Annotated in this window: 23 protein-coding genes; 20 read left to right on the top strand and 3 right to left on the bottom strand. The window is 70.2% G+C overall.

Going from position 1 to position 26,122, the window contains the following annotated elements; all coding sequences use genetic code 11:
• Positions 1 to 432: 432 nt before the first annotated feature.
• From ACFY0T_RS45315 to ACFY0T_RS45280, 8 genes are all read left to right on the top strand, one after another.
• The gene (locus tag ACFY0T_RS45315; protein WP_388884406.1) at positions 433 to 1,656 is read left to right on the top strand and encodes an ROK family protein; all 1,224 of its coding nucleotides are present in this window, start codon (positions 433 to 435) and stop codon (positions 1,654 to 1,656) included.
• A 207-nt stretch (positions 1,657 to 1,863) separates the two neighbouring features.
• On the top strand, positions 1,864 to 2,931 hold the full coding sequence (locus ACFY0T_RS45310; RefSeq protein WP_388884405.1) for an ABC transporter substrate-binding protein: 1,068 nt from the start codon (positions 1,864 to 1,866) through the stop codon (positions 2,929 to 2,931).
• Positions 2,932 to 2,936: 5 nt separating this feature from the next.
• The gene (locus ACFY0T_RS45305; protein ID WP_388884404.1) at positions 2,937 to 3,779 is read left to right on the top strand and encodes an ABC transporter permease; all 843 of its coding nucleotides are present in this window, start codon (positions 2,937 to 2,939) and stop codon (positions 3,777 to 3,779) included.
• Complete coding sequence (locus ACFY0T_RS45300; protein WP_388884403.1) at positions 3,755 to 4,528, top strand: ABC transporter ATP-binding protein; 774 nt, start codon at positions 3,755 to 3,757, stop codon at positions 4,526 to 4,528. Before ACFY0T_RS45305 ends, ACFY0T_RS45300 begins: the two co-directional genes overlap by 25 nt.
• The gene (locus ACFY0T_RS45295; protein ID WP_388884402.1) at positions 4,525 to 5,868 is read left to right on the top strand and encodes an LLM class flavin-dependent oxidoreductase; all 1,344 of its coding nucleotides are present in this window, start codon (positions 4,525 to 4,527) and stop codon (positions 5,866 to 5,868) included. Before ACFY0T_RS45300 ends, ACFY0T_RS45295 begins: the two co-directional genes overlap by 4 nt.
• An 11-nt stretch (positions 5,869 to 5,879) precedes the next feature.
• Positions 5,880 to 6,773: a TauD/TfdA dioxygenase family protein gene (locus tag ACFY0T_RS45290; protein WP_388884401.1), complete on the top strand. Its 894-nt coding sequence runs from the start codon at positions 5,880 to 5,882 to the stop codon at positions 6,771 to 6,773.
• A gap of 121 nt (positions 6,774 to 6,894) precedes the next feature.
• Positions 6,895 to 8,280 carry an amino acid permease gene (locus tag ACFY0T_RS45285; RefSeq protein ID WP_388884400.1) on the top strand — a complete coding sequence of 462 codons (1,386 nt, stop codon included), beginning with the start codon at positions 6,895 to 6,897 and terminating at the stop codon, positions 8,278 to 8,280.
• Positions 8,281 to 8,432: 152 nt separating this feature from the next.
• The gene (locus tag ACFY0T_RS45280) at positions 8,433 to 9,074 is read left to right on the top strand and encodes a superoxide dismutase (RefSeq protein WP_388884399.1); all 642 of its coding nucleotides are present in this window, start codon (positions 8,433 to 8,435) and stop codon (positions 9,072 to 9,074) included.
• A gap of 101 nt (positions 9,075 to 9,175) precedes the next feature.
• On the opposite strand, the gene ACFY0T_RS45275 is transcribed toward ACFY0T_RS45280, so the two are convergent.
• Together ACFY0T_RS45275 and ACFY0T_RS45270 are read right to left on the bottom strand one after the other, a co-directional pair.
• Complete coding sequence (locus ACFY0T_RS45275) at positions 9,176 to 9,793, bottom strand: histidine phosphatase family protein (RefSeq protein WP_388884398.1); 618 nt, start codon at positions 9,791 to 9,793, stop codon at positions 9,176 to 9,178.
• Entirely contained in the window at positions 9,790 to 11,436 is a 1,647-nt protein-coding gene (locus tag ACFY0T_RS45270) for an FGGY family carbohydrate kinase (RefSeq protein ID WP_388884397.1), read from the bottom strand. The genes ACFY0T_RS45275 and ACFY0T_RS45270 overlap by 4 nt, the downstream gene beginning before the upstream one ends.
• A 163-nt stretch (positions 11,437 to 11,599) precedes the next feature.
• Here ACFY0T_RS45270 and ACFY0T_RS45265 point away from each other — a divergent pair, with 163 nt between their 5' ends.
• From ACFY0T_RS45265 to ACFY0T_RS45215, 11 genes are all read left to right on the top strand, one after another.
• Positions 11,600 to 13,021 (top strand): ABC transporter substrate-binding protein, encoded by a 1,422-nt coding sequence (locus ACFY0T_RS45265; RefSeq protein WP_388884396.1) that lies wholly within the window; start codon positions 11,600 to 11,602, stop codon positions 13,019 to 13,021.
• Between the two features lie 5 nt (positions 13,022 to 13,026).
• Complete coding sequence (locus tag ACFY0T_RS45260) at positions 13,027 to 13,983, top strand: carbohydrate ABC transporter permease (RefSeq protein ID WP_388884395.1); 957 nt, start codon at positions 13,027 to 13,029, stop codon at positions 13,981 to 13,983.
• Positions 13,980 to 14,810 (top strand): carbohydrate ABC transporter permease, encoded by an 831-nt coding sequence (locus ACFY0T_RS45255; RefSeq protein WP_388884394.1) that lies wholly within the window; start codon positions 13,980 to 13,982, stop codon positions 14,808 to 14,810. Before ACFY0T_RS45260 ends, ACFY0T_RS45255 begins: the two co-directional genes overlap by 4 nt.
• Positions 14,807 to 15,898: an ABC transporter ATP-binding protein gene (locus tag ACFY0T_RS45250; protein WP_388884393.1), complete on the top strand. Its 1,092-nt coding sequence runs from the start codon at positions 14,807 to 14,809 to the stop codon at positions 15,896 to 15,898. Before ACFY0T_RS45255 ends, ACFY0T_RS45250 begins: the two co-directional genes overlap by 4 nt.
• On the top strand, positions 15,895 to 16,695 hold the full coding sequence (locus ACFY0T_RS45245) for a DeoR/GlpR family DNA-binding transcription regulator (protein ID WP_388884392.1): 801 nt from the start codon (positions 15,895 to 15,897) through the stop codon (positions 16,693 to 16,695). The genes ACFY0T_RS45250 and ACFY0T_RS45245 overlap by 4 nt, the downstream gene beginning before the upstream one ends.
• An 18-nt stretch (positions 16,696 to 16,713) precedes the next feature.
• Positions 16,714 to 17,802, top strand: coding sequence for an ABC transporter ATP-binding protein (locus ACFY0T_RS45240; RefSeq protein ID WP_388884391.1), 1,089 nt, complete (start codon positions 16,714 to 16,716; stop codon positions 17,800 to 17,802).
• A complete protein-coding gene (locus ACFY0T_RS45235; protein ID WP_388884390.1) occupies positions 17,799 to 18,836 on the top strand; it encodes a 2-hydroxyacid dehydrogenase in 1,038 nt (345 codons plus the stop codon). Before ACFY0T_RS45240 ends, ACFY0T_RS45235 begins: the two co-directional genes overlap by 4 nt.
• A gap of 45 nt (positions 18,837 to 18,881) precedes the next feature.
• The gene (locus ACFY0T_RS45230; protein WP_388884389.1) at positions 18,882 to 20,309 is read left to right on the top strand and encodes an FGGY family carbohydrate kinase; all 1,428 of its coding nucleotides are present in this window, start codon (positions 18,882 to 18,884) and stop codon (positions 20,307 to 20,309) included.
• Between the two features lie 177 nt (positions 20,310 to 20,486).
• Positions 20,487 to 21,584, top strand: coding sequence for a glycerophosphodiester phosphodiesterase (locus ACFY0T_RS45225; RefSeq protein ID WP_388884388.1), 1,098 nt, complete (start codon positions 20,487 to 20,489; stop codon positions 21,582 to 21,584).
• Positions 21,581 to 21,805 (top strand): hypothetical protein, encoded by a 225-nt coding sequence (locus ACFY0T_RS45220; protein ID WP_388884387.1) that lies wholly within the window; start codon positions 21,581 to 21,583, stop codon positions 21,803 to 21,805. The genes ACFY0T_RS45225 and ACFY0T_RS45220 overlap by 4 nt, the downstream gene beginning before the upstream one ends.
• A gap of 36 nt (positions 21,806 to 21,841) precedes the next feature.
• Positions 21,842 to 22,378 carry a DUF4240 domain-containing protein gene (locus ACFY0T_RS45215; protein WP_388884386.1) on the top strand — a complete coding sequence of 179 codons (537 nt, stop codon included), beginning with the start codon at positions 21,842 to 21,844 and terminating at the stop codon, positions 22,376 to 22,378.
• A gap of 31 nt (positions 22,379 to 22,409) precedes the next feature.
• On the opposite strand, the gene ACFY0T_RS45210 is transcribed toward ACFY0T_RS45215, so the two are convergent.
• Positions 22,410 to 23,087 carry a DsbA family protein gene (locus ACFY0T_RS45210; protein WP_388884385.1) on the bottom strand — a complete coding sequence of 226 codons (678 nt, stop codon included), beginning with the start codon at positions 23,085 to 23,087 and terminating at the stop codon, positions 22,410 to 22,412.
• Positions 23,088 to 23,249: 162 nt separating this feature from the next.
• On the opposite strand from ACFY0T_RS45210, the gene pepN reads away from it, so the two are divergent.
• A complete protein-coding gene (pepN, locus tag ACFY0T_RS45205; RefSeq protein WP_388884384.1) occupies positions 23,250 to 25,859 on the top strand; it encodes an aminopeptidase N in 2,610 nt (869 codons plus the stop codon).
• Positions 25,860 to 26,122 lie beyond the last annotated feature (263 nt).

Here is a 26,122-nt window from a genome sequence, read left to right as displayed (position 1 = left end):
ACGGTGACGCTATCCCAGGGGTGCGTGGGCGATCACCGTCAGTGGTCGACAAAGGACGGAACGGGGGCTTGGTGGACTCCCGACAAGAGTGTGCGTTACACCGGGTACGGCGTGATGCCGGTCACTGAGGTGGAGTGCCTTGCCCTACGTGGCTGCGACGCAGGCTGTCTGTAGAGATTCACCAAATGTGTCAGCCGTCTGTACGGATGCCGTCTCGCCCGTCGGTCGCCGTCTGGGCAGCGGTGGCCCGTTTTGCTAGCTTCGAGCGCATGGTTGCCCAGGCCCGGAACTTCTCGTCGCGTCGCCATGTCGACCTGCGACGTGTGAGCGCGGCCGCCTGTCGCCGTCCCTAGCGAGGCGGGCGGAGCGGATCCCGTGCGCCTCACTTCACGAGACGGCGCAGTGTCGGACCCGTTCCCGAGGATGATCGCCATGCCCCATACCGCGGCACCCACTCTCACCTCCCCCACCCCCACTTCTCCCCCCTCCCGCATACCGCGCGCCGCCGATCCCGACCGGCGCAGGACGAGCGCGAGCGTCGTGCTGCGGTCCGTGCTGGAGCACGGTCCGGTGGCGCGCAGCACCATCGCCCGGCTGACCGGGCTGTCGCCGGCGTCGGTGACGGACTACTGCTCCCGGTTCGCCGAACTCGGACTGATCCGCGAGGCGGCGGCGCCCCGGCGGTCGAACGGTGTGGGGCGTCCGCACGTCCCCGTCGACCTGGACGACTCGCGGTTCGTGGTCGGCGGGGTGCATGTGGCGGTGCCGTACACCACGGTCGCGCTGCTCGATCTGCGCGGACAGGTGGTGGCCCGGCGCGAGCTGAAGCACGAGCACATCGATCCCGGGTGGGTGCTGGCGCGGGCCGCCGACGGGCTGACGGCGCTGCTGGCCGACGCTCCCGGCTGCAGACCCCTCGGCGTCGGCGTGGCCGTCGGCGGCTGGGTGGACCGCGAGTCCGGCACCGTCGTCGAGCACCCGCTGCTGGGCTGGCGGGACGTGGCGGTGCGGGAGGTGCTCGGCGAGCGCACGGGGCTGCCGGTCCATGTGGACGGGCACGCACGGGCGTTGGTCAACGCGGAGCGGCTGTTCGGGCAGGCGCGGGGCAGCCGGAGCGTGCTGCACCTGTTCGTCGGCAACGTGGTCGACGCGGCGTTCGCCACCAACGACGAGGTGCACCACGGGCCCCGTTCCCAAGCGGGCGCCATCGCCCACCTGCCGGTGCCGGGCGGCACGGAGCTGTGCGACTGCGGGCGCATCGGCTGCCTCCAGGCCGAGTTGAGCGAGCGAACGCTGTGCCGGCGGGCGCGGGAGGCGCGCGTCATCGACGGCGTGAACCCCATGCACGTGGTCGCGGCGGCGGCCGACGGTGACCCGGAGGCCGTACGGCTGCTGCTGGAGCGGGCACGCGCCATCGGACGGGTGGCGCGGCTGCTCCTTGACGTGCTCAATCCGGAGACGGTGGTCGTGACCGAGGTCGGTGTCCTTCACCGGGAGGACTGCCTCACCGCACTGCGCGAGGAGGTCGGCGACGAACGCGCGGCGGCCGTCGCGCCGACGAGTTTCCCGGATTCCGTACTCGCCGTGGCCGGGGGTTCGGTGGCGCTCGACGTGCTGTACCGGGATCCGTTGGCCGCTTCACCTGAGGCTATTTAATTCAGAAACTCGGAATGTTGACAGGAGTGGCCGATGGCCAGGAACATCCTGCTCATGAGCCCGTTCGTGAGCTGTCGCACCCTTTGTTGCTGACACGTTGCCGCGTGTGAAGCGCTCATTTCTTCCTGCGTGAATTCCCTTTCCCCGGCTTCTTCGTGCCCGGAATTCCGCATGCGTTCCTGCCTTCTGAACTCACGGAGTCCTCCCATGCCTTCTTCTCCTGTGTCGGGTGTCGACCGACGGCTCTTCCTCACCTCCCTGCTCGGCGCCGCAGCCGGCGTCGCCGGTCTGAGCGGCTGCGCGCAAAGCAGCGCCGCCACCGAGAGCAAGGGCGCCTCGTCCGCCCCGCTGGCCGACAAGGTCCCGTCCGGTACGAGCCTGAAGATCGCCTCGTTCCAGAACACCCAGCAACTCCAGTTCGAACTCGCCAAGTTGGACGATCTTCCCTTCAAGGTGTCGAGCTGGGTGAACATCGGCGCCGGCCCGGACGTCATCAACGCGTTCCGCGCCAAGTCCCTGGATCTCGCCAACAACGCGGGAATTCCGCCGATCCAGGCGCACTACCAGGGTTTCGACGCGAAGATCGTCGCGATCAACATCACCCGCAAGCCCAACTACCTCTTCGCCACCAAGCCCGGCAGCGACATCCAGTCGGTCGAGGACTTCAAGGGCAAGAAGCTCGCCTTCTCGCAGGGCCAGGCCCAAGGCGTCGTACTCCTGCGGGCGCTCAAGAAGGCCGGGATCACGTACGACGACGTCGAGCTCGTCCCGCTGACCAGCAACCAGTTCCTGACGGCCCTGCAGTCGGGCCAGGTGGACATCGCGCCGCTGGCCAACAGCCAGGCCCCCGCCTATCTGCAGCAGTACAAGTCCAAGGGCGCTCACACGATCGCCACGGACGTCGTCGACCTGCTCAACCTGCTGTGGGCCCCGACCTCGGTGCTGGGCGACTCCGCGAAGGCCGCCGCGGTCGCCGCGTACATCCCGTACTGGGCCAAGGGCCAGGTCTGGACGTACGAGCACCCCGACACCTGGAACGAGGAGTTCTACGTCAAGACGCAGAATCTGACGCTCGCGCAGGCCCAGTCGATCAGCGAACTCGCCAACAAGCCCTTGTTCCCGCCGAGTTGGGACGAAGCAATCAAGTGGGAGCAGGAGACCGCCGATCTGCTGGCGGAGGGCGGCTTCGTGAAGAAGTTCGACGTCTCCTCGCTCTTCGACCACCGCTTCGAGGACATCGCGGCCAAGGCCGTACCGGCGGAGTACCGGAGGTGACCGCCATGACCACCACGACCACCGCGGCTCCGGTGACGGCGCAGGAAGAGAGCCATCAGGTACGACGGCGGCGCCGCGGCCTCTCCCCCGGCAAACGCCTGCCCGCCTCCCGGCTCATCGGCCCCGCACTCCTCCTCGCCCTGTGGGCCGTCGCCTCCGCCGCCGGACAGCTCGACCCCGGCGCGATCCCGGCCCCCTGGACGGTCCTGAAGTCGGCCGGTCATCTGTGGACGGACGGGACCCTGCCCACCGACGTCCTGACCTCGCTCCAGCGCGCCGCGTACGGCTTCGCGATCGGCCTCGTCGCCGGGGTCGCCCTCGCGCTGGCGTCGGGGCTGAGCCGGGTCGGCGAGGCGCTGATCGACGGGACGGTGAACCTCAACCGGGCGATCCCGACGCTGGGTCTGATCCCGCTGTTCATCCTGTGGCTGGGCATCGGCGAGACCTTCAAGATCGCGATCATCGCCATCGTCGTCTACATCCCGATCTACCTCAACACGCACGCAGCGCTGTCCGGCATCGACAGCCGTTTCGTCGAACTCGCCGAGGTCCAGGGCCTGTCGAGGTGGGCCTTCATCCGCCAGATCGTCATCCCCGGCGCACTGCCCGGCTTCTTCGTCGGGCTGCGGCTCGGGGTGACCGGCTCCTGGCTGGGCCTGGTGGTGCTGGAGCAGATCAACGCGACCAGCGGACTCGGCTACATGATGTTCCAGGCCCAGAACTACGGCCAGTCCGACGTCATCCTCGTCGGCCTGCTCGTCTACGGCGTCTTCGGCCTGGTCTCCGACAGCACGGTCCGTCTCATCGAACGGAGGGTGCTGTCATGGCGCCGCACACTGAGCAGCTGACCCGGCCCGCGGTCCAACTCCGCGGACTGACGAGGTCGTTCGACGGCCGTACGGTCCTCGACGGCATCGACCTCGACCTCCCGGCCGGGCAGTTCACGGCCCTGCTCGGGCACAGCGGCTCCGGCAAGAGCACGCTGCTGCGCGCCGTCGCGGGCCTCGACCACGAGGTCGCCGGATGGGGGTCCCCCCTGCTCGAGCGAAGCCGAGAGCTTGGGGGAGGTCAGCTCACCGCCCCGGAGCGGGTGTCCGTGGTCTTCCAGGACTCCCGGCTGCTGCCCTGGCGCCGGGTCCTGGACAACGTACTCCTCGGCCTCGACGGCAAGGAGGCGGCCCAGAGGGGTCGCGACGCCCTCGCCGAGGTGGGGCTGAAAGGCCGCGAGCGCGCCTGGCCCAACGAGCTGTCCGGCGGCGAGGCCCAGCGGGCCGCACTCGCCCGCTCCTTGGTCCGCGAGCCCGAACTCCTGCTGGCCGACGAGCCGTTCGGCGCCCTCGACGCCCTCACCCGGATCAAGATGCACGCCCTGCTCAGGGAGCTGTGGGAGCGCCACCGCCCCTCCGTGCTTCTCGTCACGCACGACGTGGACGAGGCGATCGTGCTCGCCGACCGGGTGCTCGTCCTCGACCAGGGCCGTATCGGCCTCGACCTGACCATCGACCGCCCGCACCCGCGCTCGTACCGGGACCCGCTGCTCGGCGAGTACCGGGAGCGGCTGCTGACCGCCCTCGGCGTCACGGAGGACCACAAGTGACCCGTCAGCTCCACCTGAACGCGTTCCTGATGAACACCGGCCACCACGAGGCGTCGTGGCGGCTGCCGGAGAGCGACCCGTACGCCCACGTCGAGCTCGCCCACTACGTCGAGCTGGCCCGCATCGCCGAGCGGGGGACCTTCGACTCCCTCTTCCTCGCCGACGGCCCGCAGCTGTGGGGCAACCTCGCCCAGCGGCCGGCCGGCGCCCTGGAACCGCTCACCCTGCTCACCGCTCTGGCGACGGCCACCGAGCACATCGGTCTGATCGCCACGGCCTCCACCTCCTACAACTCCCCCTACAACCTGGCCCGCAAGTTCGCCTCCCTGGACATCATCAGCGGCGGCCGGGCGGGCTGGAACATCGTCACCACGGCGGGTGCCGAGGCCGCCCGCAACTTCGGCCTCGAGCACGAACCCGCGCACGCCGACCGGTACGCCCGCGCCGCCGAGTTCCTGGACGTGGCCCTGAAGCTCTGGGACAGCTGGGAGGACGACGCGATCGTCGCCGACAAGGCGGCCGGTGTCTGGGGCGACGACGCCAAGATCCACCCGCCCCGGCACAAGGGGAGGTACTTCAGCGTCGAGGGCGCTCTCAACGTCCCCCGTACGCCCCAGGGCTATCCGCTCCTCGTGCAGGCGGGCTCCTCCGACGACGGCAAGGCGTTCGCGGCCCGGTACGCGGAGGCGGTGTTCACCGCCCAGCAGACCCTCGCCGACGCGCAGGCCTTCTACGCCGACCTCAAGTCCCGTACACAACAGGCCGGCCGGGACCCCGACCACATCAAGGTGCTGCCCGGCATCGTCCCGGTCATCGGGTCCACGGAGGCCGAGGCGCGGACCCACGAGCAGGTCCTCGAGGACCACATCGTGTACGCGCACGGCGTGGGCCGCCTGGAGAACCTGCTGCAACTGGAGCCCGGAACACTGGAGTTGGATGCCCAACTCCCCGACGGCCTTCCGCCCGAGGACGCCATCGAGGGCGCCAAGAGCCGCTACACGCTCATCGTCGAACTCGCCCGGCGCGAACGGCTCACCGTACGGCAGCTGATCGGCCGGCTCGGCGGCGGACGCGGACACCTCACCTTCGCCGGAACCCCCGAACAGGTCGCCGACGCGATCGAGGAGTGGTTCACGCACGGCGCCGCCGACGGCTTCAACATCATGCCCGCCGTCCTGCCGTCCGGCCTCGAGCTCTTCGTCGACCACGTCGTCCCGATCCTCCGCGCCCGCGGCCTGCTCCGCGCAGAGTACGACGGCCCCCGTCAGACCCTGCGGGAGCACTACGGCCTCCCCCGCCCCGCCAACCAGTACGTCACCCCCGCACTCGCCACCGTCTGAAAGGACCACGCATGTCCATCGAGATCCGCAAGGTCACCGCACACATAGGCGCCCAGATCTCCGGCGTCGACATCTCCAAGCCCCTCGACGAGGAGACCGTCGCCGCGCTCCGGGAGGCCCTGAACATCCACAAGGCCCTGGTCTTCGACGACGTGACCCTCGACGACGAGGGCCAGCAGGCCTTCGCCCGCCACTTCGGCGACGTCACCACCGCCCACCCGACGGTGTCCTCCATCGACGGCGTCCCGAACGTGCTGCCCGTCGACAGCGAGCGTGGCCGCGCCGCCAACCACTGGCACACCGACGTCACCTTCGTCCTCAACCCGCCGCAGGCCAGCACCCTGCGCAGCATCACGATCCCGCCGTACGGCGGCGAGACCCTGATCGCCAGTTCGGCGGCCGCCTACCGCAACCTGCCCGAGCCGCTGCGGCAGCTGGCCGACACGCTGTGGGCGGAGCACACCAACGACTACGACTACGCCGTACCGGAGGAGGAGATCGACGAGGAACAGGCCGCCCAGCGCGCCCAGTTCACGTCGATCAAGTACCGCACGATCCACCCTGTGGTCCGCGTCCACCCGCTGACCGGTGAGCGCGGACTGTTCATCGGCGGGTTCGCGCAGCGGATCGTGGGCCTGTCGCCGGCCGAGTCCCGCAAGGTCCTCGACCTGCTCCAGGCGTACGTGACCCGGCCGGAGAACATCCTGCGCCACCGCTGGTCGGAGAACCAGCTCGTCCTCTTCGACAACCGGATCACCCAGCACTACGCCATCGACAACTACGACGGCCGGCCCCGCCGACTGCACCGGGTGACCGTCGCCGGTGACGTACCGGTCGGCATCGAGGGCAAGGAGAGCTACTCGCTCGCGGGCGACGCCTCGCACTACACGACGGTCGCCGCGTAACGCGGCGGTCACTCACCGTACCGCGCGCGTCCGGATACTGGGCAGCCTCTCCCTCTGACCGGAGAGGCTGCCCAGACTGTGGGCGTTTTTGCCCATCTCACGCATTGGACGAGCCGCGCCCATGCCCAGCACCACAGTCGAGACGCCGCCGCAGACCGCGGACGACGACGTCTCCCTCCCCCACGGCCTCAAGCAGCGCCACCTCTCGATGATCGCCCTCGGCGGTGTGATCGGCGCGGGCCTGTTCGTCGGGTCCGGCGCGGGGATCGCCGCCGCCGGTCCGTCGATCGTCGTCGCGTACGCCATCTCCGGTCTGCTCGTCATGCTGGTGATGCGGATGCTCGGCGAGATGTCGGCCGCGTATCCGTCGTCCGGTTCCTTCTCCGCGCACGCCGAGCGGGCGATCGGACCGTGGGCGGGCTTCACCGCGGGCTGGTCGTTCTGGGTGCTGCTGTGCACGGCGGTGGGCCTGGAGGGCATCGGCGCCGCGAAGATCGTCACCGGCTGGCTGCCGGGCACGCCCGACTGGGCGTGGGTGGCGCTGTTCATGGTCGTCTTCTGCGTGGCCAATCTCGCCGCCGTGAAGAACTTCGGCGAGTTCGAATTCTGGTTCGCCGCGCTGAAGGTGGGCGCGATCAGCCTGTTCCTGATGCTGGGCGTGCTGGCCATCGCCGGCGTACTGCCGGGCACGGACTCCCCCGGCACCTCCCACCTCACCGACTTCCTGCCGAACGGCAGCGAGGGGCTCGTCATCGGGCTGCTCGCGTCCGTCTTCGCGTACGGCGGCCTGGAGACGGTCACCATCGCGGCGGCCGAGTCGGAGAACCCGGTCCAGGGCGTGGCCCGTGCGGTCCGTACGGCCATGTGGCGCATCGCGCTCTTCTACATCGGCTCCATGGCGGTCGTCGTCACCCTCGTCCCGTGGGACTCCAAGGAGGTCGTCGAGAAGGGCCCGTACGTCGCCGCCCTCGACCAGCTGGGCATCCCCGGCGCCGCGCAGCTGATGGACGTGGTCATCCTCGTCGCGCTGCTCTCGGCGATGAACGCCAACATCTACGGGGCCTCGCGCATCGCGTACTCGCTGGTGGAGCGCGGCCAGGGCCCGAAGACCCTGGGCAAGGTCTCGTCCGGCGTACCGCGCGTCGCCGTCCTCGCGTCGTCGGTCTTCGGCTTCGTGTGCGTCGTGCTCAGCTACTGGCGTCCGAACGACGTCTTCCCCTGGCTGCTGAACATGATCGGCGCGGTGATCCTGGTCGTCTGGATCTTCATCGCGGTCTCCCAGCTGCGCCTGCGCCGCAAGGTGGAGCGCGAGGCGCCGGAGAAGCTGGTCGTACGGATGTGGGCGTTCCCGGTGCTGACCTGGGTCGCCCTGGCGGGCATGGTGGCGATCTTCGTCCTGATGGCCCGGGAGCCGGACACCCGGGTGCAGCTGTACTCGACGGGCGGGATGACGCTGTTCCTCGCGGTCGTCGGCTACGCCTGGCAGAAGGCGCGCGCTCGCCACTGATGTCCGTCGGCTCCTGCCACTGACGTCCCTCAGCTCCCGCCACTGACCTCCCTCACTCACCCAAAGGCCCTCGCGTTGCACACGCGGGGGCCTTTTTGTTGCTAGCGTGCAGTTGCAAGTAAGTTGCAATAAGAGGTCGGAGGGGACCCCGCATGCCCGTCTACACGCTCCCTGAGCTGCCGTACGACTACTCCGCGCTCGCGCCGGTGATCAGCCCCGAGATCATCGAGCTGCACCACGACAAGCACCACGCGGCCTATGTGAAGGGCGCCAACGACACGCTGGAGCAGCTCGCGGAGGCGCGGGACAAGGAGTCGTGGGGGTCGGTCAACGGCCTGGAGAAGAACCTGGCCTTCCACCTCTCCGGCCACATCCTGCACAGCATCTACTGGACGAACATGACCGGCGACGGTGGCGGCGAGCCCCTCGCCGCGGACGGAGTCGGCGACCTCGCGGACGCGATCACGGAGTCCTTCGGCTCGTTCGGCGCCTTCAAGGCCCAGCTGACCAAGGCCTCCGCGACCACGCAGGGCTCCGGCTGGGGCGTCCTCGCGTACGAGCCGCTGAGCGGCCGACTGATCGTCGAGCAGATCTACGACCACCAGGGCAACGTCGGGCAGGGCTCGGTACCGATCCTGGTCTTCGACGCCTGGGAGCACGCGTTCTACCTGCAGTACAGGAACCAGAAGGTCGACTTCATCGACGCGATGTGGCAGGTCGTCGACTGGCAAGATGTGGCGCGACGTTACGAAGCGGCCAAGTCCCGCGCCGACGTGTTGCTGCTCGCCCTCTGAGGCATGTATGAAGCGTCCTGCTCGTGATCGTCTTCTCACCCTTCACGTGGCAGGCGGAAAAGGAAAGCCCCCGCGAGAACCTGACTCGCGGGGGCTTTCCCTCACGCACACGGCACGTTGAGCGACAGCAAGGCGACCGACCCGTCCGTCACCCGGAGTTCGGTGATCGCCGCGTTGCGCAGGTGCGGGAAGACGCGGCGGTATTCGCTCAAGGGGATGGACAGGACGGAGCAGAGGACCAGGCGGAGGAGGGTGTTGTGGGCGACGACCAGGACGCGCTCGCCAGGATGCGCGGCGGCGATGCGGCGCAGGGCGTGCGCACCGCGGGCCGCGGCGGTGCGGGGGTCCTCCGCCTCCGGGAAGGGATACGACACCGGGTCGGCCCGGAAGGCCTTCGCGCGCGCCGGGTTCTCCGCCTCGAACTCGGCGAGGGTACGGCCCTCCACGACGCCGAAGTCGCATTCGCGCAGGGCGGGTTCGCGGTGCGGGGTGAGGCCCAGGGCGCGGCAGGCGGGCTCGGCGGTGGCGATGGCGCGGGAGACGGTCGACGTCCAGATCGCGTCGACCGGGTGGGCGGCGGCCCAGCGGCCGAGGGCCTCCGCCTGGGCGCGGCCCTCGTCGGTGAGGGGCACGTCGCTCACGCCGGCGTAGCGGTTCTCGGCGTGCCAGACGGTCTGCCCGTGCCGGGCCAGCAGCAGGGTCGTGTTCGTCGTACTCATGACCCCGCAGTATCCAGGTCCAGCCGCGCTCGCGCGTGCGCCGCGACGGGAGCGGGGAGCCAGCCGCGGTACTCCAGTTCGTCGACGAGGCGCGCGTACGGGTCGGCGAAGAGTGCCGTGCGGACGGGGCGGGGCGCGAGGACCGTACGGACGCGGACCATGCGTTCGGCGGCGTCCGCGAGGGTGGGGGCGGCGCCCGTGCCGTAGGCCGCCAACGCGGCCATGCCCAGGGCGGGTTCGGTCTGTTCGGGCACGCGGGCGGGGCGGCCGAGGATGTCGGCGCGCAGCTGGTTCCAGTACGGGCTGCGGGCGGCGCCGCCCGTGAAGGTGAGCGGGCCGTCCAGCGGAGCGCCGAGGTGGTGCAGATAGTCGAGGCAGAGCCGCTCGGCGAGGCCGACGCCCTGGAGGAGCGCGGCCCACAGGTCGGCGTCGGAGGCGGGTGCGCCGAGGACGAATGGGGTGGCGTCCGGCGCGAGGAAGGGAAAGCGTTCGCCGGGTGAGGTGAGGGGGTACGCGAGGACGGAGGCGGGCTCGTGGGCAGCGGCCTCCTGGTCCATGGCGGCGAGGTGCTGGGCCGCCTTGTCCATCGCGGGGAGGGGCCGGGCGGCCTTGTCCAGGGCGGCGGGGGGCCGGGCGGCCTTGTCCATCGCGGGGAGGGGCCGGGCGGCCTTGTCCAGGGCGGCGAAGGGCCGGGCGGCCTTGTCCAGGGGGCCGGGCGAGGCATCCGGGAAGTACGTCGTGAGCGCGCCCGCGCCGACGCTCGACGCGCCTCCCGGCCACCAACTCCCGTCCGGCGCACGGTGGTTGTAGACCACCCCGGTGCCATCCCGCACCGGTGCCGACGACACCCCCTTGAGCACGAGTGTCGTCCCGAGCACCGAGTTCCAGGAGCCCTCGCGCAGGGCGCCCGAGGCGATCTGGGCCGCGCAGCCGTCGGTCATCCCGGCGATCACGGGGGTGCCGACAGGGATGCCGGTGCGTTCGGCGGCGGCCGCGCAGACCTCGCCGAGGCGGGTTCCGGGGCGTACGACGTCGGGCAACAGGCGGGCGGGGAGCCCGAGTTCGGCGAAGGCGGCGTACGGCCAGGTGGCCCGCTCCAGGTCGTAGGCGGTCTTGAGGGCGTGGCTGGAGTCGGTGGGGGCCGGGTGGCCGGTGAGCCGGGTGACGATCACGTCGGGCTGGTGGGCCAGCCGGGCGCCGGTGTACTCCCGCACCAGCCACAGCGCCTTCGGCAGCGCCCAGCCGTTCTGCACGGAGAGCCCCGCCGCCCGGGCCCGCTCCCCCTCCGCCGCGGCGCGCCCGTCGTCGTACATCAGGCCGGGTGTCAGCGGGTGACCCGAGCTGTCCGTGAGCAGCACCGTCCCGGAGGTGGCGCACACCGCGAGCCCCCCGATCCGGACGCGCGGACGGCCGCCGAGCGCGGCGCGGGACGCGGTGCACACGGCGTCCCACCAGTGCTCCGGGTCCTGCTCGTGCCGGGGTCCCGCGCGCCGGCCGGTCAGCGGAGCCGTGCCGCTGCCGAGGACCTTCCCCTCCCCCGTGGCGAGCAGGACGCGGACGCTCTGCGTGCCCAGGTCGATCCCCAGCCACGCGCCACCCTCGTCCGCGATCCGGCTCAGGGCCGCGTCACCCTCGTACGCCATCCCGGACCTCCCACATCGCGACTCAGACTGTGAACTTCTCACTGTGCCCTGAGATTTTCACTTGCGCGAGGGATTGACGGTCAACCCCCGCCGTTACACCCTCTGTTAACGAGTCGACTCAACGTGTTAACCGGACCGGGCCCTATCGATGTGGAGGTCACGGATGGACATGCACGTGCACGACCGCCGGCGCTTCCTCGCGCTGGCCGCCGCGGCCGCCTCGGCCCCGCTGCTGACCGCCTGCGGCGCCGGGTTCGGCGGGGACGACAAGAAGAACGACGGGTCGGCCGCCGCCGACGTCACCGGAGCCTTCGACTGGAAGCGGGAGAAGGGCAAGACGGTCAAGGCGCTGCTGAACAAGCATCCGTACACGGACGCGCTGATCGCCGACCTGAAGTCGTTCACCGAGAAGACCGGTATCAAGGTCGAGTACGACGTCTTCCCCGAGGACAACTACTTCGACAAGCTCACCGTGGATCTGTCCAGCGGGCGCGCCTCGTACGACGTCTTCATGCTCGGCGCCTACATGGTGTGGCAGTACGGGCCGCCGGGGTGGCTGGAGGACCTCGGGCCGTGGATGCGCAACTCCTCGGCCACCGGCGACGAATGGGACCAGGCCGACTTCTTCCCGAACCTCCTCCAGGCCGACCAGTGGTCCCTGAAGGCGGGCGCGCCGCTCGGACAGGGCGGGCAGTACGCGCTGCCGTGGGGCTGGGAGACGAACGTCGTCGCGTACAACACGGACGTCTTCAAGAAGCTCGGCCTCAAGCCGGCGGAGAGCTTCGACGAGTTACGGGAACTGGCGTCCGTCATCAAGCGCAAGGCACCGGGCGCCGGATTCGACGGCATGTACGGGATCGCCGTGCGCGGCTCGCGCAGCTGGGCGACCATCCACCCCGGCTTCATGACGATGTACGCCCGCAACGGACTGAAGGACTTCACCGTCACCGACGGCAAGCTCAAGCCCGCCATGAACACCCCGGAGGCCATCGCCTTCACCCAGGACTGGGCGGGCATGGTCAAGCAGGGCGGCCCGCCCTCGTGGACGTCGTACACCTGGTACCAGTGCTCCAGCGACCTCGGCGCGAAGAAGGCCGGGATGCTCTTCGACGCGGACACGGCCGCGTACTTCCAGGCAGTGAAGGGGGCGAGCCCCGCCTCCGGGAAGATCGCCTTCCATCCCGGGCCGAAGGGGCCCGACGGGTCCCTCGCGACGAACATGTGGATCTGGTCGCTCGGCATGAACGCCAAGAGCAAGAAGAAGTCCGCCGCCTGGCTGTTCCTGCAGTGGGCCACCGGCAAGGAGCATCTGCGCAAGGGCGCGATCACGTACAACCACATCGACCCGGTCCGGAAGTCGATCAGCCAGGACGGCGCGTACAAGGACAAGATGAAGCACCTCGAAGGGTTCATCGACACCTTCGAGACGGTCGTCGACCAGACGAAGATCCAGTTCACCCCGCAGGAGCAGTTCTTCGACGCGACGACGAGCTGGGCGGCCTCGCTCCAGGAGATCTACGGCGGCAAGAACGCCAAGTCCGTGCTCAACGGCCTCGCAAGCGACCTCGCGTCCAAGGTGAGTTGAGCCCGATGACCTCGTTGACGGAGACCGACCACGGGGCGGCCTCACGCGAGGAGGGCGCGCGGCGGGTACGGGCCGTCCCGCGCTGGCGGCGCGGGCTGCGCCCGTACCTGCTGATCGTGCCCGCGCTGCTGCTGACCTGCGGGATCCTGTACCCCTTCGGACTCGGGCTGTACTACACGGTGTTCGACTTCGCGGCGAGCAAGCCGCAGCCGGACGTGGTGGGCCTCGACAACTACCGGACGGTCTTCACCCAGGAGTCCTTCTGGAACTCGGCATGGGTGACCGTGCTGTACGCGGTCGGGGCCGCCGGCGTCGAGACCGTGCTCGGGGTCGCCGTGGCCCTGCTGCTGCACCGGTCGTCGATCGTCGGCCGGGTGCTGGAGAAGATCCTGATCCTGCCGCTGATGATCGCGCCGGTGATCGCCGCGATCATCTGGAAGCTGATGCTCCAGCCGTCGGTGGGGGTCGTCAACCATCTGCTGAAACCCTTCGGGCTGGGGGGAGTTCAGTGGACGGACACCCCGATGGGTGCGTTGCTCTCGTCGATCGCCGTCGACGTGTGGGTGTACACGCCGTTCGTGGCGATCCTGGCCCTGGCCGGGCTGCGATCGCTGCCGACCTCCCCCTTCGAGGCCGCGGCGGTCGACGGCGCCGGCTGGTGGTACACCTTCCGGCGGCTCACGCTGCCGATGCTGTGGCCGTATGTGCTGGTCGCGGTGATCTTCCGGTTCATGGACTCGCTGAAGGTGTTCGACATCATCTACGCCCTCACCGAGGGCGGGCCCGGCGACTCCACGGTGGTACTGCAGATCCGCGCCTATCTGGAGGCGATCCGCTTCCAGCGCTACTCGTTCGGGATCAGCTACACGATCGTGCTGTGGGCCGTGGTCTATCTGGCGGCGATGGTGCTGGTCCGCCATCTGGGCAGGATCCAGCGCCGGGCGGCGGAGGTGACCAAGTGACCTTGAAGGCACGCCTGCTGGGCCGGCTGGCCGACGCCGCGCTCATCCTCTACTTCGTCTTCGCGCTCTTCCCGATCGCCTGGATGGTGATCCTTTCGCTGAAGCCCGCCGACCAGCTCTTCAGCACGTATTTCTCCTTCACCCCGACCCTCGACTCCTACCGGACCGTGCTCGGCGACAGCGAGGGCATCCCGTTCGTCCGCTTCTTCGTCAACAGCCTGGTGGTGTCGCTGGGCGCGGTCGCGCTCTCGCTCGTGGTCGGTCTCCCGGCGGCGTACGCGTCGGCGCGCTGGCGGTTCAAGGGCTCCGAGAACCTGATGTTCACGCTGCTGTCGTTCCGCTTCGCCCCCGAACTCACCGTGATCATCCCGCTGTTCGTGCTCTACCAGAAGCTCGGCCTCTTCGACACGTACGTCGGCATGGTGTGGGTGCTGCAACTCGTCACGCTGCCGCTGATCGTGTGGATCATGCGGTCGTACTTCGCCGATCTGACACCGGAGCTGGAGCAGGCGGCACTTCTGGACGGCTACACGCGCAAGCAGGCGTTCTTCAAGGTCGCGCTGCCGCTGGTCAAGCCGGGCATCGCGGCCGTGTCGCTGCTGGCGTTCATCTTCGCCTGGAACAACTTCGTCTTCCCGCTGATCCTCACCTCCAACGAGGCCCAGACGGTGACCGTGGGCGCGCTGTCCTTCCTCGGCGGCGACCGGCCCAAGTACAACCTCACGGCCGCCGCCGCGCTGGTCTCCGTCGTACCGCCGCTGCTGCTCGCGCTGACGATCCAGCGGTATCTGGTGCGGGGGCTGTCGTTCGGGGCGGTGAAGTCGTGATCCTGCTACGGGGAATCAAGAAGACGTACGGGAAGACGAAGGCCCTCGACGGTCTCGAACTCGAGGTCCGCGAGGGCGAGTTCTTCTGCCTGCTCGGCCCGTCGGGGGCCGGCAAGACGACCACCCTCAAGACCATCGCCGGACTCGAACAGCCCGACTCCGGCACGGTCGAACTCGACGGCACCGACATGACCGGCGTCGAGCCCTACGACCGGGGCGTCGCCATGTGCTTCGAGAGCTACGCCCTCTACCCGCATCGCTCGGCGTACGACAACCTCGCTTCCCCGCTGCGCTCGCCCCGGTACAAGCTGCCCGCGTCCGAGGCCCGCGACCGTATCGGAGCGATCGCCGAACTCCTGGGCATCGGCGGCCTGTTGGACCGTCCGGTGGGTCAGTTGTCGAACGGGCAGCGGCAGCGGATCGCGCTCGGCCGGGTGCTGGTACGGCCCGCCCGCGCCTTCCTCCTCGACGAACCGCTCTCCCACCTGGACGCCAAACTGCGCCAGTCGATGCGCGCCGAACTCAAGGCGATCGGCGCCGTTCAGCACACCACCACGCTGTACGTCACCCACGACTCCGTCGAGGCGCTCGCCCTCGGTGACCGGATCGGCGTCATCCGGGACGGCCGGATCGTGCAGACGGGAACACGGGAGGAGATCTGGTACCGGCCCTGCGACACGGAGGTGGCACGGGCGTTCGGGCGGCCGCGGATCAATCTGCTGCCGGGGACGATCACCTCCGGGGGGAGTTTCCGGTCGGCGGACGGGGCGGTCGAGCTGCCGGTCGGGGCGGGAGCCTCCCCGGGTACGGACGTGCTGGTCGGCGTACGGCCGCGTGATCTCGTGCTCAAGGGCGACGGTCACGAGCTGACCGGCAGCGTGTATGTCACCGAGGTGCTCGGACGGGCCGTCGAGGTCACCGTCCGGCTCGGCGCGCAGCACGTCTCGCTCGTCGCGCCGCGCACCGACGCGACGCATCTGCGTCCGGACGATCCGGTACGGCTGACCGTACGGCCTGAGAACCTGCTGCTGTTCGAGGCCGACCGGCCGGAGTGTCCAGGACGAAGGATCGAGACGAGCACGCGATGAGCAGCAGCGGTGGCACCAGTGGTGCACAGCAGGGGCCGGCGGGCCGGCAGGCGGCCATGGCCGAGCAGGTGCTGGCCGACGGATCGGCGACGGCGGCCGAGCTGGCCGAGCGCTTCGGGGTGAGCCTCATGACCATCCACAGGGACCTCGACGAGCTCGAACGACAGGGAATCGTCAGGAAGTTCAGGGGTGGGGTGACCGCGCAGCCGTCCGGGGTCTTCGAGTCGAACGTCCAGTACCGGCTGAAGACGATGCGCCCGCAGAAGGCGGCCGTCGCCGAGCGCGCGCTCAAGCTCATCGAGCCCGGCATGGCGATACTGCTCGACGACTCGACGTCCGCGCTGGAGATAGCCCGCAGGCTGGGCGAGATCACCCCGCTCACGGTCGTCACCAACTTCCTGGAGGCGATCAACCTCCTCTCCGACCGGCGCGGCATCCACCTGATGGCCCTGGGCGGCGACTACGACCCGCTGCACTCCTCGTTCCTCGGGGTGTCCTGCGTGGAGGCGGTGCAGTCGCTGCGCGTCGACGTCTGTTTCGCCTCGACGTCGGCGGTCTTCGGCGGGTACGCGTACCACCAGGAGCAGCACATCGTCTCCGTGAAGCGCGCCATGCTCGACTCGGCCGCCCGCAACATCCTGCTGCTGGACCACACCAAGCTCGGCCGCGTCGCGCTGCACCGGGTCGGCCCGCTGTCCCGCTTCGACCTGGTCCTGGTGGACGACGGGGCGTCGGCGGAGGCGCTGCGCGATCTCGACGAGCACAAGGTCCCCTACGAAGTGTGCGCCGCCGGCTGATCTTCAGAGAGGGTGTCCATGGCCGAGTTGGTACTGCGTGAGCTACGGAAGACGTACCGGTCCCGGGGCCGTCCGGCGGTGGACGCGGTGCGCGGGATCGACCTGGAGCTGCGCTCCGGCGAACTCCTCGGACTGCTCGGGCCGTCCGGGTGCGGCAAGTCCACCACCCTGCGGATGATCGCGGGCCTGGAGACGGTGACCGGCGGGGACATCCTGGTGAGCGGCGCCTCGGTCGTGGGGCGGCCCGCTCAGGCCCGCAACATCGGGGTCGCCTTCGAGAACTACGCCCTGTATCCGCCGCTGAGCGTCGCCGAGAACCTGGCGTTCGGGCTGAAGGCGCGCAGGCGGGTAGCGAGGGGATCACGGGGGGATGTCGCCCGCAAGGTCGCCGAGATCGCCGAGCGCGTCGACCTCACCGACATCCTCCAGGCCCGGCCCGCCGGTCTGTCCAGCGGCCAGAAGCAGCGGGTGGCCCTCGCCCGCGCGCTGATCCGCGAGCCCGACGTCCTCCTCCTCGACGAACCGCTCTCCCACCTCGACGCGGCCCAGCGCGACACGACCCGTCGTGAACTCAAGCGTATCCAGCGGGACTTGGGGCACACCACGATCCTGGTCACGCACGACCAGGAGGAGGCCCTCTCCCTCGCCGACCGGATCGCCGTGATGAAGGACGGCGTCATCCAGCAGCTGGGCACGCCGTACGAGATCTACGACAGCCCGGCCAACGTCTTCGTCGCCGACTTCGTCGGGGAGCCCGCGATCAATCTGCTGCCCGGGATCTCCACGGGGGACGGACGCGCACGGCTCTCGGAGACGGTGAGCTTCGCGCTGCCGGTGAAGGTGGCGGAGGGGCGGGAGGTGGTGGTCGGCATCCGGCCGGAGGATCTGGAACTGTGCGACGGGGGTGGGATTCCGGCCCGGGTGAGCGCCCACGAGCCCCTCCTGGAGGCGGGCATCGCCACCCTCGCCCTCGAAGGAGTCGTACGGCCGCTCGTCGTCCTCACCGGCCCCGAGGTGCGGCTCGCGCACGACGAGCGGGTCCGGGTGACCGCCGATCCCGGCCTCACCCATGTCTTCGACGCCGAGACGGGAGACTCCCTGCGATGACAGCGCCCGTGCACGTGGTGGCCGCCGGCGACCACTTCGTCCTCCCCTCACTGATCACCACCGCCGTCTGCGAAGAACTCCGCGAACAACCCCTCTCCATACGGGAGTTGACGCTCGGCTGGCCACTGGAACCCTTCGGCCGGGTCGCCGAGGTCGAGGAGGCGAGCGACGCCGAGGACGAGCTGATCGAGGCACTCGCCGACGCGGACGTCCTGGTCACCCAGATGGGACCGGTGACCGAACGGGTGCTGGCCACCTCGCCCCGGCTGCGCCTGGTGGTCGTCTGCCGGGGCGGCCCGGTCAACGTGAACCGGGACGCGGCCCGCGCCCACGGCGTACGGGTGTGCTTCGCGCCGGGCCGCAACGCCGCGGCCACCGCCGAATTCACCGTCGGACTGCTCCTCGCGGCGCTGCGTCGCATCCCACAGGCCCACGATCTCCTCGCCCGGCAAGGGAGTTGGGGCGGGGCGACCTACTACACCTACGAGCAGAGCGGCCTGGAGCTGGAGGACCTTCCCGTCGGACTCGTCGGCTACGGGGCCGTCGGCAGCCGGGTCGCGCGGGTGCTCGGCGCGTTCGGGGCACGGGTGCTGGTGTACGACCCGTATGTGCGCGGTGAGGTGCACGGGCTGCGGGTCGGTTCCCTGGACGAACTCCTCGGCCGGTCCCGGGTGATCAGCCTGCACGCCCGGCTCACCCCCGAGACCCGTGGCCTGATCGGCGCCCGAGAGCTGGAGCTGCTGCCGCCCGGTGCCGTCCTGGTGAACGTGGCGCGCGGTCCGCTCGTCGACGAGGACGCGCTGTGCGAGGCGCTCAAGAGCGGGCAGCTGTCGGCGGCGGCCCTCGACACCTACGCACGGGAACCGGTACCGCCCGGCTCCCCCCTCTTCGACCTCACCGGCACCGAACGGCTGGTGATGACACCCCACTTGGGCGGGGCCAGCCGCGCGGTGGCCGAAAAGGCGGCGCGGATCGCGGCGGCGGAGGTGGGCCGCTGGACACGGGGGGAGCCGCTGGCACACTGCCTCGACTGAGGCCCGACCGAATGAGACGAGTCGATCTGAGGGAGGCCGAGGGGCATGTACGTCGGTATCGATGTGGGCACGTCCATGGTGAAGGCCGCCGCCTTCGACGACACGGGCCGCGAACTGGCCGTGCGGGCACGGCCGGTGGACCTCACCATCCGCGGCGGCTTCGTCGAGCAGGACATGGAGGAGGTGTACGCGGCGGTGGTCGCCGTGCTCTCCGCGCTGACCGCCGCCGTGCCGGGCCCTGTAGAACTGGCCGGGCTCACCGGGCAGGGTGACGGGGTGTGGCTCGTCGACGGTGCGGGCCGGCCGGTGCGGGCCGCCGCGTCCTGGATGGACGGCCGGGCGCACGAGCTGGTCGACCAGTGGCTGGCCGACGGCACGTTCGAGACGGTCTTCCGGCGCACCGGCAGCGCCATGTTTCCCGGCTGCCCCGGCCCCCTGCTGGCCTGGCTGGACCGCTACGAGCCGGCGTCGCTCGACGCCGCGACGACGGCCCTGTACTGCAAGGACATGGTCTTCCAGCGCCTGACCGGGACCAGAGTCCGGGCGACGGACGTCTCCGACGCGTCGATGCCGTTTCTCGACCCGCGCACCCGTACGTACGACAACCGGGTCGTCGAGCTCCTCGGGCTGACCCACCGGCGCGGACTCCTGGCGCCGGTGAGCGACCCGGTGGCGACCGGGCGGACACGCGGCGAGGGTCTGCCGCCCGGAACACCGATCGCGGACGGCCCCTACGATCTGCCCGCCTGCGCACTCGGTGCGGGCGTCACGGCCCCAGGCGACGGGCTGCTGATCGTCGGCACGTGCCTCGCCGGCCTCGTCGGGACGACGGACCTCGATCTGACCGGCGAACCGGCCGGCCTGTACATCTCCACCGACCGGGCCGGGTACTGGCTGCGTGCCATGCCCGCGATGGTCGGCACGGCGGCACTGGACTGGGTCCTGTCCACGACGGGCGTCCGCCACGACGAAGTGGACGCGCTGTTGGCCGCGACGCCGCCGGGTGCTCACGGCGTCCGCGTGCTGCCGTACTTCGCTCCCTCGGGCGAGCGCGCTCCCTTCGTCGAGCCCCGCCTGCGCGCCGAACTCACCGGCGTCTCCCTGGAGTCGACACGCGGCGACCTGATCCGCGCCACCTGCGAGGGCATCGGCTACGCGGCCCGTCACTGCCTGGAGGCCGCGGGTCTGACGGGGTCGCTGGCGGTCTGCGGTGGGGGCACGCGCAGTCCCGCCTGGATGCGGTTGCTGGCGGATGTGCTCGGGCGGCCGCTACGGGTTGTGGAGGGCGAGGTGGGGGCGCGGGGGGCGGTTCTCGCGGCGGCGGAGCGGTACGGGGTCGTCCTCGACGCGGCCGCGTGGACCGAGCCGACCGCGGTCGTCGAACCCGACGCGGCCCGGGCGGCCTACTACGCCAAGGCGTACGAGGACCACTTGGCCCGCCTGACGGAGGCACGCGAGCGAGCGCGCCACTGATTTTCCTCGCCCCTCCGCCCCCTAAAAGACTGCGCAGTTCCCCGCGCCCCTTTTAGGGGCGCGGGGAACTGCGCGACAAGCCCCCACCCACCCGCAGCCGAAAGGCTGATACGGGACGGGTGGGGGCGGAGGGGGCGAAGAAAGCACATCAACCACCTAACCCGGAAAGGGAGTTGCATGACCCCGTACCCGAGACGTCGCTCCGTGCTGCTCGCGGCCGCCGCCGGCACAGCGGCGGCCGCAAGCACCCCCGCCACCGCGGCAACCGAACCCACCCGCCCCCGCACCCCGCTCGTGGTCGGCCACCGCGGCGCCGCCGGCTGGCGCCCCGAACACACGGCGGCGGCCTACACATACGGCGTCCAGACAGGCGCCGACTGGATCGAACCGGACCTGGTCCCGACCAAGGACCACGTCCTGGTCGTCCGGCACGAGAACGAGATCTCGCAGACGACAGACGTGGCGTCACACCCGGAGTTCACCGGCCGTCGCACGACGAAGACGGTCGACGGCCGCAGCGTGACGGGCTGGTTCACGGAGGACTTCACCCTGGCCGAGTTGAAGACGTTACGGGCCGTGGAGCGCCTCCCCCTGGTCCGCAACCGCAACACCGTCTTCGACGGCCGCTACGACGTGCTCACCTTCCAGGAGGTGGTGGACCTGGCCCGCCGCCTGTCCCGCACCCACGGCCGTACGATCGCGGTCTTCCCGGAGACCAAGCACCCCACCTACTTCCGCTCGATCGGCCTGGAACTGGAACCGAAGCTGGCGGACCTCATCCGCCGCAACCGGCTCGGCCCGCGCGAGTGCGTCGTCCAGTCCTTCGAGCCGACGAGCCTGAAGCGGATCGCCGCCGCGAAACCCGGCGTACCGCTGTGGCAGGCTCTCGGCACCACGGGCGGCCCCTTCGACCTGGTCTCCTCCGGCGACCCGACGACGTACAAGGACATGATGACGCCGACGGGCCTCGCGCAGATCGCCGCGTACGCGGACTGGATCGGCCCCGACAAGACGTCGATCGTCCCGGTGGGCACGGACGGCGCCCTGGGCACCCCGACGTCCCTCCTCGCCGACGCCCACGCGGCGGGCCTGAAGGTCGGCCCGTACACCTTCCGCAGCGAGAACCAGTTCCTGCCGACGGACTTCCGCCGGGGCACCGGAGTCAACGATTTCGGGAACGCGTTCGCGGAATACGCGCTGTACTACGGGCTGGGAGTCGACGCGGTGGTGACCGACTTCCCGGACCTGGCGGCGATCGCGAGGAGGGGTTCATGATCGAAAGGGAGTGCCCGACCTGCCGTAGCAGGCAGAACTTCCGCAAGCTCAACGCCCAAGAGAAGGTGGCGGTCCGCGCGGAGAAGGGAGACCGCCACTTCGTGGACAACCTCTGGCGATGCACCGCCAAGGGGTGCCTGTGGTATCAGCCGTACCTGCACACGCGAGGCGGCGACTGCCTCCCCGAGAAGTTCCGGGAGCCCGAGCCGGACTCGGGCTGACGCCCCGTTGTCAGACCCTCCTGGCACGCTTCAGGCATGGACACCGGAGAGTTCTGGCGCCTCGTCGAGGACGCACGCAAGCAGGCAGCCGACCCGACGGACGGCGAAGCGGTCGCCGCGCGGGCGACCGAGGTGCTGGCCGCGCGGCCGGTCGAGGAGATACTCGCCGCCCAGCAGGTCTTCTGGGACCTGATGGCGCAGTCGTACCGCGCTCCGCTGTGGGCCGCCGCCTACCTGATCAACGGCGGCTGCTCCGACGACGGCTTCGACTACTTCCGCGGCTGGCTGATCCTGCAGGGGCGCGAGGTGTTCGAGCAGGCCGTGGCCGATCCGGACGCGCTCGCGGAGCTGCCGGTCGTGCGGGAGGCCGCGGAGGACTGGATGGAGATGGAGTGCGAGGACGCGCTGGGCATCGCCTGGGACGCGTATCGGACGGCGACGGGCGAGGAGCCGCCCCAGGACAGCTTCACGATCCGGTATCCGGATCTCGATCCGTCCTGGGGCTTCGACTTCGACGACGAGGAGGAGCGGTCACGCCGGCTCCCCCGACTGTCCGCGCTGTACGCCGACTGAGAGCTGTACGCCGTGAGATACGCCGTGAGACCTACAGGTTGCTGAAGTCCGGGCCCGCCGTCCGCGACCGCTTGATCTCGTAGAAGCCCGGCACCGAGGCGACGAGGAGCGTGCCGTCCCAGAGCTTGGCGGCATCCTCGCCCTTGGGGGCCGGGGTGACGACCGGGCCGAAGAAGGCGAGCTGCTCGCCGTCGGCGCCGGGGACGGCGATGACCGGGGTGCCGACGTCCTGGCCGACCTTGTCTATGCCCTCCTTGTGGGAGGCGCGCAGCTCGGCGTCGAACTCGAAGTCCTCCTGGTCGGCGTAGTCGATCAGGTCCGCCGGGAGGCCGACCTCGTCGAGCGCGGCGACGATCGCCTCGCGGGTCGGACCCTCGCCCTGGTTGTGGAAGCGGGTGCCGAGCGCGGTGTAGAGCGGGCCGAGGACGTCGTCTCCGTGCTTCTGCCAGGCGGCGGTGACCACGCGGACCGGGGCCCAGGCCTTGGTGGACAGCAGCTCCCGGTACTCCTCGGGAAGCTCGTCCAGCTTGGGCTCGTTCAGTACGGCGAGGCTCATGATGTGCCAGCGGACCTCGATGTCCCGGACCTTCTCCACTTCCAGGACCCAGCGCGAGGTCATCCAGGCCCAGGGGCACAGCGGGTCGAACCAGAAGTCGACGGGGGTCTTGCCGGAGCTGGTCTGAACGGTCTGAGCGGTCTGCTCGGGCATGGCTCTCCTCGGAAGGTGGTCTTTCCCCAGCCAACACCGACGGTCGCCCGCCCCATTCCCGGTGTCCGGCGTCAGGGGCACATGGCAGGATCGGCCCTGTACCGACCTGCCTGACCTGCCCCACCTGCCGACCTGCCCGACCTGCCACGAAGGAGTGCGCCCGTGCCCGGTGAGAATCTGTCCCGCGACGAGGCCCAGGAGCGGGCGGCGCTCCTGTCCGTCGACAGCTACGAGGTCTCCCTCGACCTGCGCTCAGCCGTCGGTGAGACGGAGCCCGATGGGGCTGCCGCCGCGCCGCGCACGTTCCGCTCGGTCACGACCCTCCGCTTCCGCTGCGCCGAGCCGGGCGCCGCCGGCTTCGCCGATCTGATCGCGCCGAGTGTGACCGCCGTCTCACTCAACGGGAAGGACCTGGACCCGAGCGAGGTCTTCGACGGATCGAGGATCGCGCTGGAGGACCTCGCCACCGACAACGAACTCGTGGTCGACGCCCAGTGCGCCTACTCCCGCACCGGCGAGGGCATGCACCGCTTCGTCGACCCCGAGGACGGCGAGGTGTACCTGTACACGCAGTACGAGCCCGCCGACGCCCGGCGCGTCTTCGCGAACTTCGAGCAGCCGGACCTCAAGGCGCCCTTCCGCTTCGAGGTGCAGGCCCCGGAGGGGTGGACGGTCTGGAGCAACGGCGTCGGTGAACTCACTGACGGCGTCTGGCGGTTCGCCGAGACGAAGCCGATCTCGACGTACATCACGGCGGTCGTGGCGGGCCCGTACCACTATGTGACCGACTCCTACTCCCGCACGTTCGACGACGGAACGACGCTGGAGATCCCGCTCGGCGCGATGTGCCGCAAGGGCCTGGCACCCCACTTCGACTCCGACGACGTGTTCCTGGTGACCAAGCAGGGGCTGGACTTCTTCCACGACCACTTCGACTACCCGTACCCGTTCGGGAAGTACGACCAGGCGTTCGTGCCCGAGTACAACCTCGGCGCGATGGAGAACCCCGGACTCGTCACCTTCCGCGAGGAGTTCATCTTCCGCGGCAAGGTGACGCAGGCGTCGTACGAGGGCCGGGCGAACGTCATCCTGCACGAGATGGCGCACATGTGGTTCGGCGACCTCGTCACCATGGAGTGGTGGGACGACCTGTGGCTCAAGGAGTCCTTCGCGGACTTCATGGGCGCGTTCTCGCTGGTCGGCGCGACCCGCTTCAAGGACGGCTGGATCACCTTCGCCAACCGCCGCAAGGCGTGGGCGTACCGCGCGGACCAGCTGCCCTCCACCCACCCGATCACGGCCGACATCCACGACCTCCAGGACGCCAAGCTCAACTTCGACGGCATCACGTACGCCAAGGGCGCGAGCGTGCTCAAGCAGCTCGTCGCGTACGTCGGGCAGGACGCCTTCCTGGAGGGCGCACGCCGCTACTTCAAGCGGCACGCCTACGGCAACACGCGCCTGGACGACCTGCTGGCGGTCCTGGAGGAGACGAGCGGGCGGGACATGGCCGCGTGGGCGCGGTCCTGGCTGCAGACCGCCGGCGTCAACTCCCTCACGCCGCAGGTGATCCTGAGCTCCGAGGGGCGCGTCACCGAGCTGGCGATCCTCCAGGAGGCCGCCGAGTCGCACCCCGAACTGCGCCCGCACCGCGTGGCGGTGGGCCTGTACCGGCGCACGCCCGAGGGCACGCTGGAGCGGTACGCGCGCGCCGAGATCGACGTCGACGGCCCGCGTACGGTCGTCGGCGAGCTGGTCGGCGCCGACGCCCCCGAACTCGTCCTGGTCAACGACGACGATCTGACGTACTGCAAGATCCGCTTCGACGAGGGCTCGTTGGCCACGCTGCGGGAGCGACTCGGTGAGATCACCGACCCGTTGGCGCGCGCCCTGTGCTGGTCGGCGCTGTGGAACCTCACACGCGACGCGCTCATGCCCGCCCGTGACTTCATCGGCCTGGTGCTGCGTTTCGCGGGGCGCGAGTCCGACATCGGTGTGCTCCAGATGCTGCACGCCTGGGCCAACTCGGCGCTCACGTACTACGCGGCGCCGGACTGGCGCGAGGAGGGCGGGCGCCTGCTCGCCGAGGGCGCGCTGCGGGAGCTGCGGCTCGCCGGGCCGGGCAGCCAGCACCAGCTGACGTGGGCGCGTTTCTTCGCGACGGTGGCGTCTGCCGATGCCGATCTCCAGCTGCTGCAGGGCCTGTTGGAGGGCACCGCGAAGATCGACGGGCTCGATGTCGACCAGGAGCTGCGCTGGGCCTTCCTGGAGCCCCTCGCCGCGCACGGAGTCGCCGACGAGGCCGCGCTCGCGGCCGAACTCGCCCGCGACGACACGGCGTCCGGCAAGCGCCACCAGGTCCGCTGCCTCGCCGCCCGCCCCTCGGCGGCGGTCAAGGCGCAGTCCTGGGCGGCCGTGGTCGAGTCCGACGCGCTGTCGAACGCGCTCGTCGAGGCGACCATCGCCGGGTTCACGCAGCCGTCCCAGCGGGAGCTGCTCGCGCCGTACGCCGCGAAGTACTTCGCCGCGATCGAGCGGGTCTGGGCGGAGCGGTCCATCCAGATCGGCATGGACGTGGTGAAGGGGCTGTTCCCCGCCCTCAAGGACTCTCAGGAGACGCTGGACGCGACGTCCGCGTGGCTGACGGCGCACGAGGGGGCGGCCCCCGCGCTGCGACGGCTGGTTCTGGAGGCGCGCGACGATCTGGCGCGGGCGCTGCGCGGGCAGGCATGCGATGTGGCGGGGGGCGGGCTGACGCTGCTCGCCGAATGACAACAGCGCGCCGGCGCTGCTCGCCGGGTGGCGACGGCGCGCCGGCACTGCCTGCCGCGTGGGGGCACCGGGCTGCCGGTGCCCCCATCCGTCCGGTCGCCCAGTGGTTACGAAATACAGGTATTCAGAGCCGTAACCCCTATTACTCCCCATCCGGACCAGCGCCTTTCGGCAATCGAACGCCCGTACTTTAGGACGGTCTTGTCCAGATTTGTCGACGGGCGTGTAACAGCGGTTAGAGAGCGGATCCGGTGCGGGAAACC

This window comes from Streptomyces sp. NPDC001530, assembly GCF_042894545.1.
Classification (GTDB): domain Bacteria; phylum Actinomycetota; class Actinomycetes; order Streptomycetales; family Streptomycetaceae; genus Streptomyces.
This window is presented reverse-complemented; position numbering and strand designations above follow the sequence as displayed.

Excerpts from the sequence above, each read along its gene's own strand:
- ACFY0T_RS45315 (WP_388884406.1), top strand. The coding sequence starts at position 433 with ATGCCCCATACCGCGGCACCCACTCTCACCTCCCCCACCCCCACTTCT.
- ACFY0T_RS45310 (WP_388884405.1), top strand. The coding sequence starts at position 1,864 with ATGCCTTCTTCTCCTGTGTCGGGTGTCGACCGACGGCTCTTCCTCACC.
- ACFY0T_RS45305 (WP_388884404.1), top strand. The coding sequence starts at position 2,937 with ATGACCACCACGACCACCGCGGCTCCGGTGACGGCGCAGGAAGAGAGC.
- ACFY0T_RS45300 (WP_388884403.1), top strand. The coding sequence starts at position 3,755 with ATGGCGCCGCACACTGAGCAGCTGACCCGGCCCGCGGTCCAACTCCGC.
- ACFY0T_RS45290 (WP_388884401.1), top strand. The coding sequence starts at position 5,880 with ATGTCCATCGAGATCCGCAAGGTCACCGCACACATAGGCGCCCAGATC.
- ACFY0T_RS45285 (WP_388884400.1), top strand. The coding sequence starts at position 6,895 with ATGCCCAGCACCACAGTCGAGACGCCGCCGCAGACCGCGGACGACGAC.
- ACFY0T_RS45280 (WP_388884399.1), top strand. The coding sequence starts at position 8,433 with ATGCCCGTCTACACGCTCCCTGAGCTGCCGTACGACTACTCCGCGCTC.
- ACFY0T_RS45275 (WP_388884398.1), bottom strand. The coding sequence starts at position 9,793 with ATGAGTACGACGAACACGACCCTGCTGCTGGCCCGGCACGGGCAGACC.
- ACFY0T_RS45270 (WP_388884397.1), bottom strand. The coding sequence starts at position 11,436 with ATGGCGTACGAGGGTGACGCGGCCCTGAGCCGGATCGCGGACGAGGGT.
- ACFY0T_RS45265 (WP_388884396.1), top strand. The coding sequence starts at position 11,600 with ATGGACATGCACGTGCACGACCGCCGGCGCTTCCTCGCGCTGGCCGCC.
- ACFY0T_RS45260 (WP_388884395.1), top strand. The coding sequence starts at position 13,027 with ATGACCTCGTTGACGGAGACCGACCACGGGGCGGCCTCACGCGAGGAG.
- ACFY0T_RS45245 (WP_388884392.1), top strand. The coding sequence starts at position 15,895 with ATGAGCAGCAGCGGTGGCACCAGTGGTGCACAGCAGGGGCCGGCGGGC.
- ACFY0T_RS45240 (WP_388884391.1), top strand. The coding sequence starts at position 16,714 with ATGGCCGAGTTGGTACTGCGTGAGCTACGGAAGACGTACCGGTCCCGG.
- ACFY0T_RS45235 (WP_388884390.1), top strand. The coding sequence starts at position 17,799 with ATGACAGCGCCCGTGCACGTGGTGGCCGCCGGCGACCACTTCGTCCTC.
- ACFY0T_RS45230 (WP_388884389.1), top strand. The coding sequence starts at position 18,882 with ATGTACGTCGGTATCGATGTGGGCACGTCCATGGTGAAGGCCGCCGCC.
- ACFY0T_RS45225 (WP_388884388.1), top strand. The coding sequence starts at position 20,487 with ATGACCCCGTACCCGAGACGTCGCTCCGTGCTGCTCGCGGCCGCCGCC.
- ACFY0T_RS45220 (WP_388884387.1), top strand. The coding sequence starts at position 21,581 with ATGATCGAAAGGGAGTGCCCGACCTGCCGTAGCAGGCAGAACTTCCGC.
- ACFY0T_RS45215 (WP_388884386.1), top strand. The coding sequence starts at position 21,842 with ATGGACACCGGAGAGTTCTGGCGCCTCGTCGAGGACGCACGCAAGCAG.
- ACFY0T_RS45210 (WP_388884385.1), bottom strand. The coding sequence starts at position 23,087 with ATGCCCGAGCAGACCGCTCAGACCGTTCAGACCAGCTCCGGCAAGACC.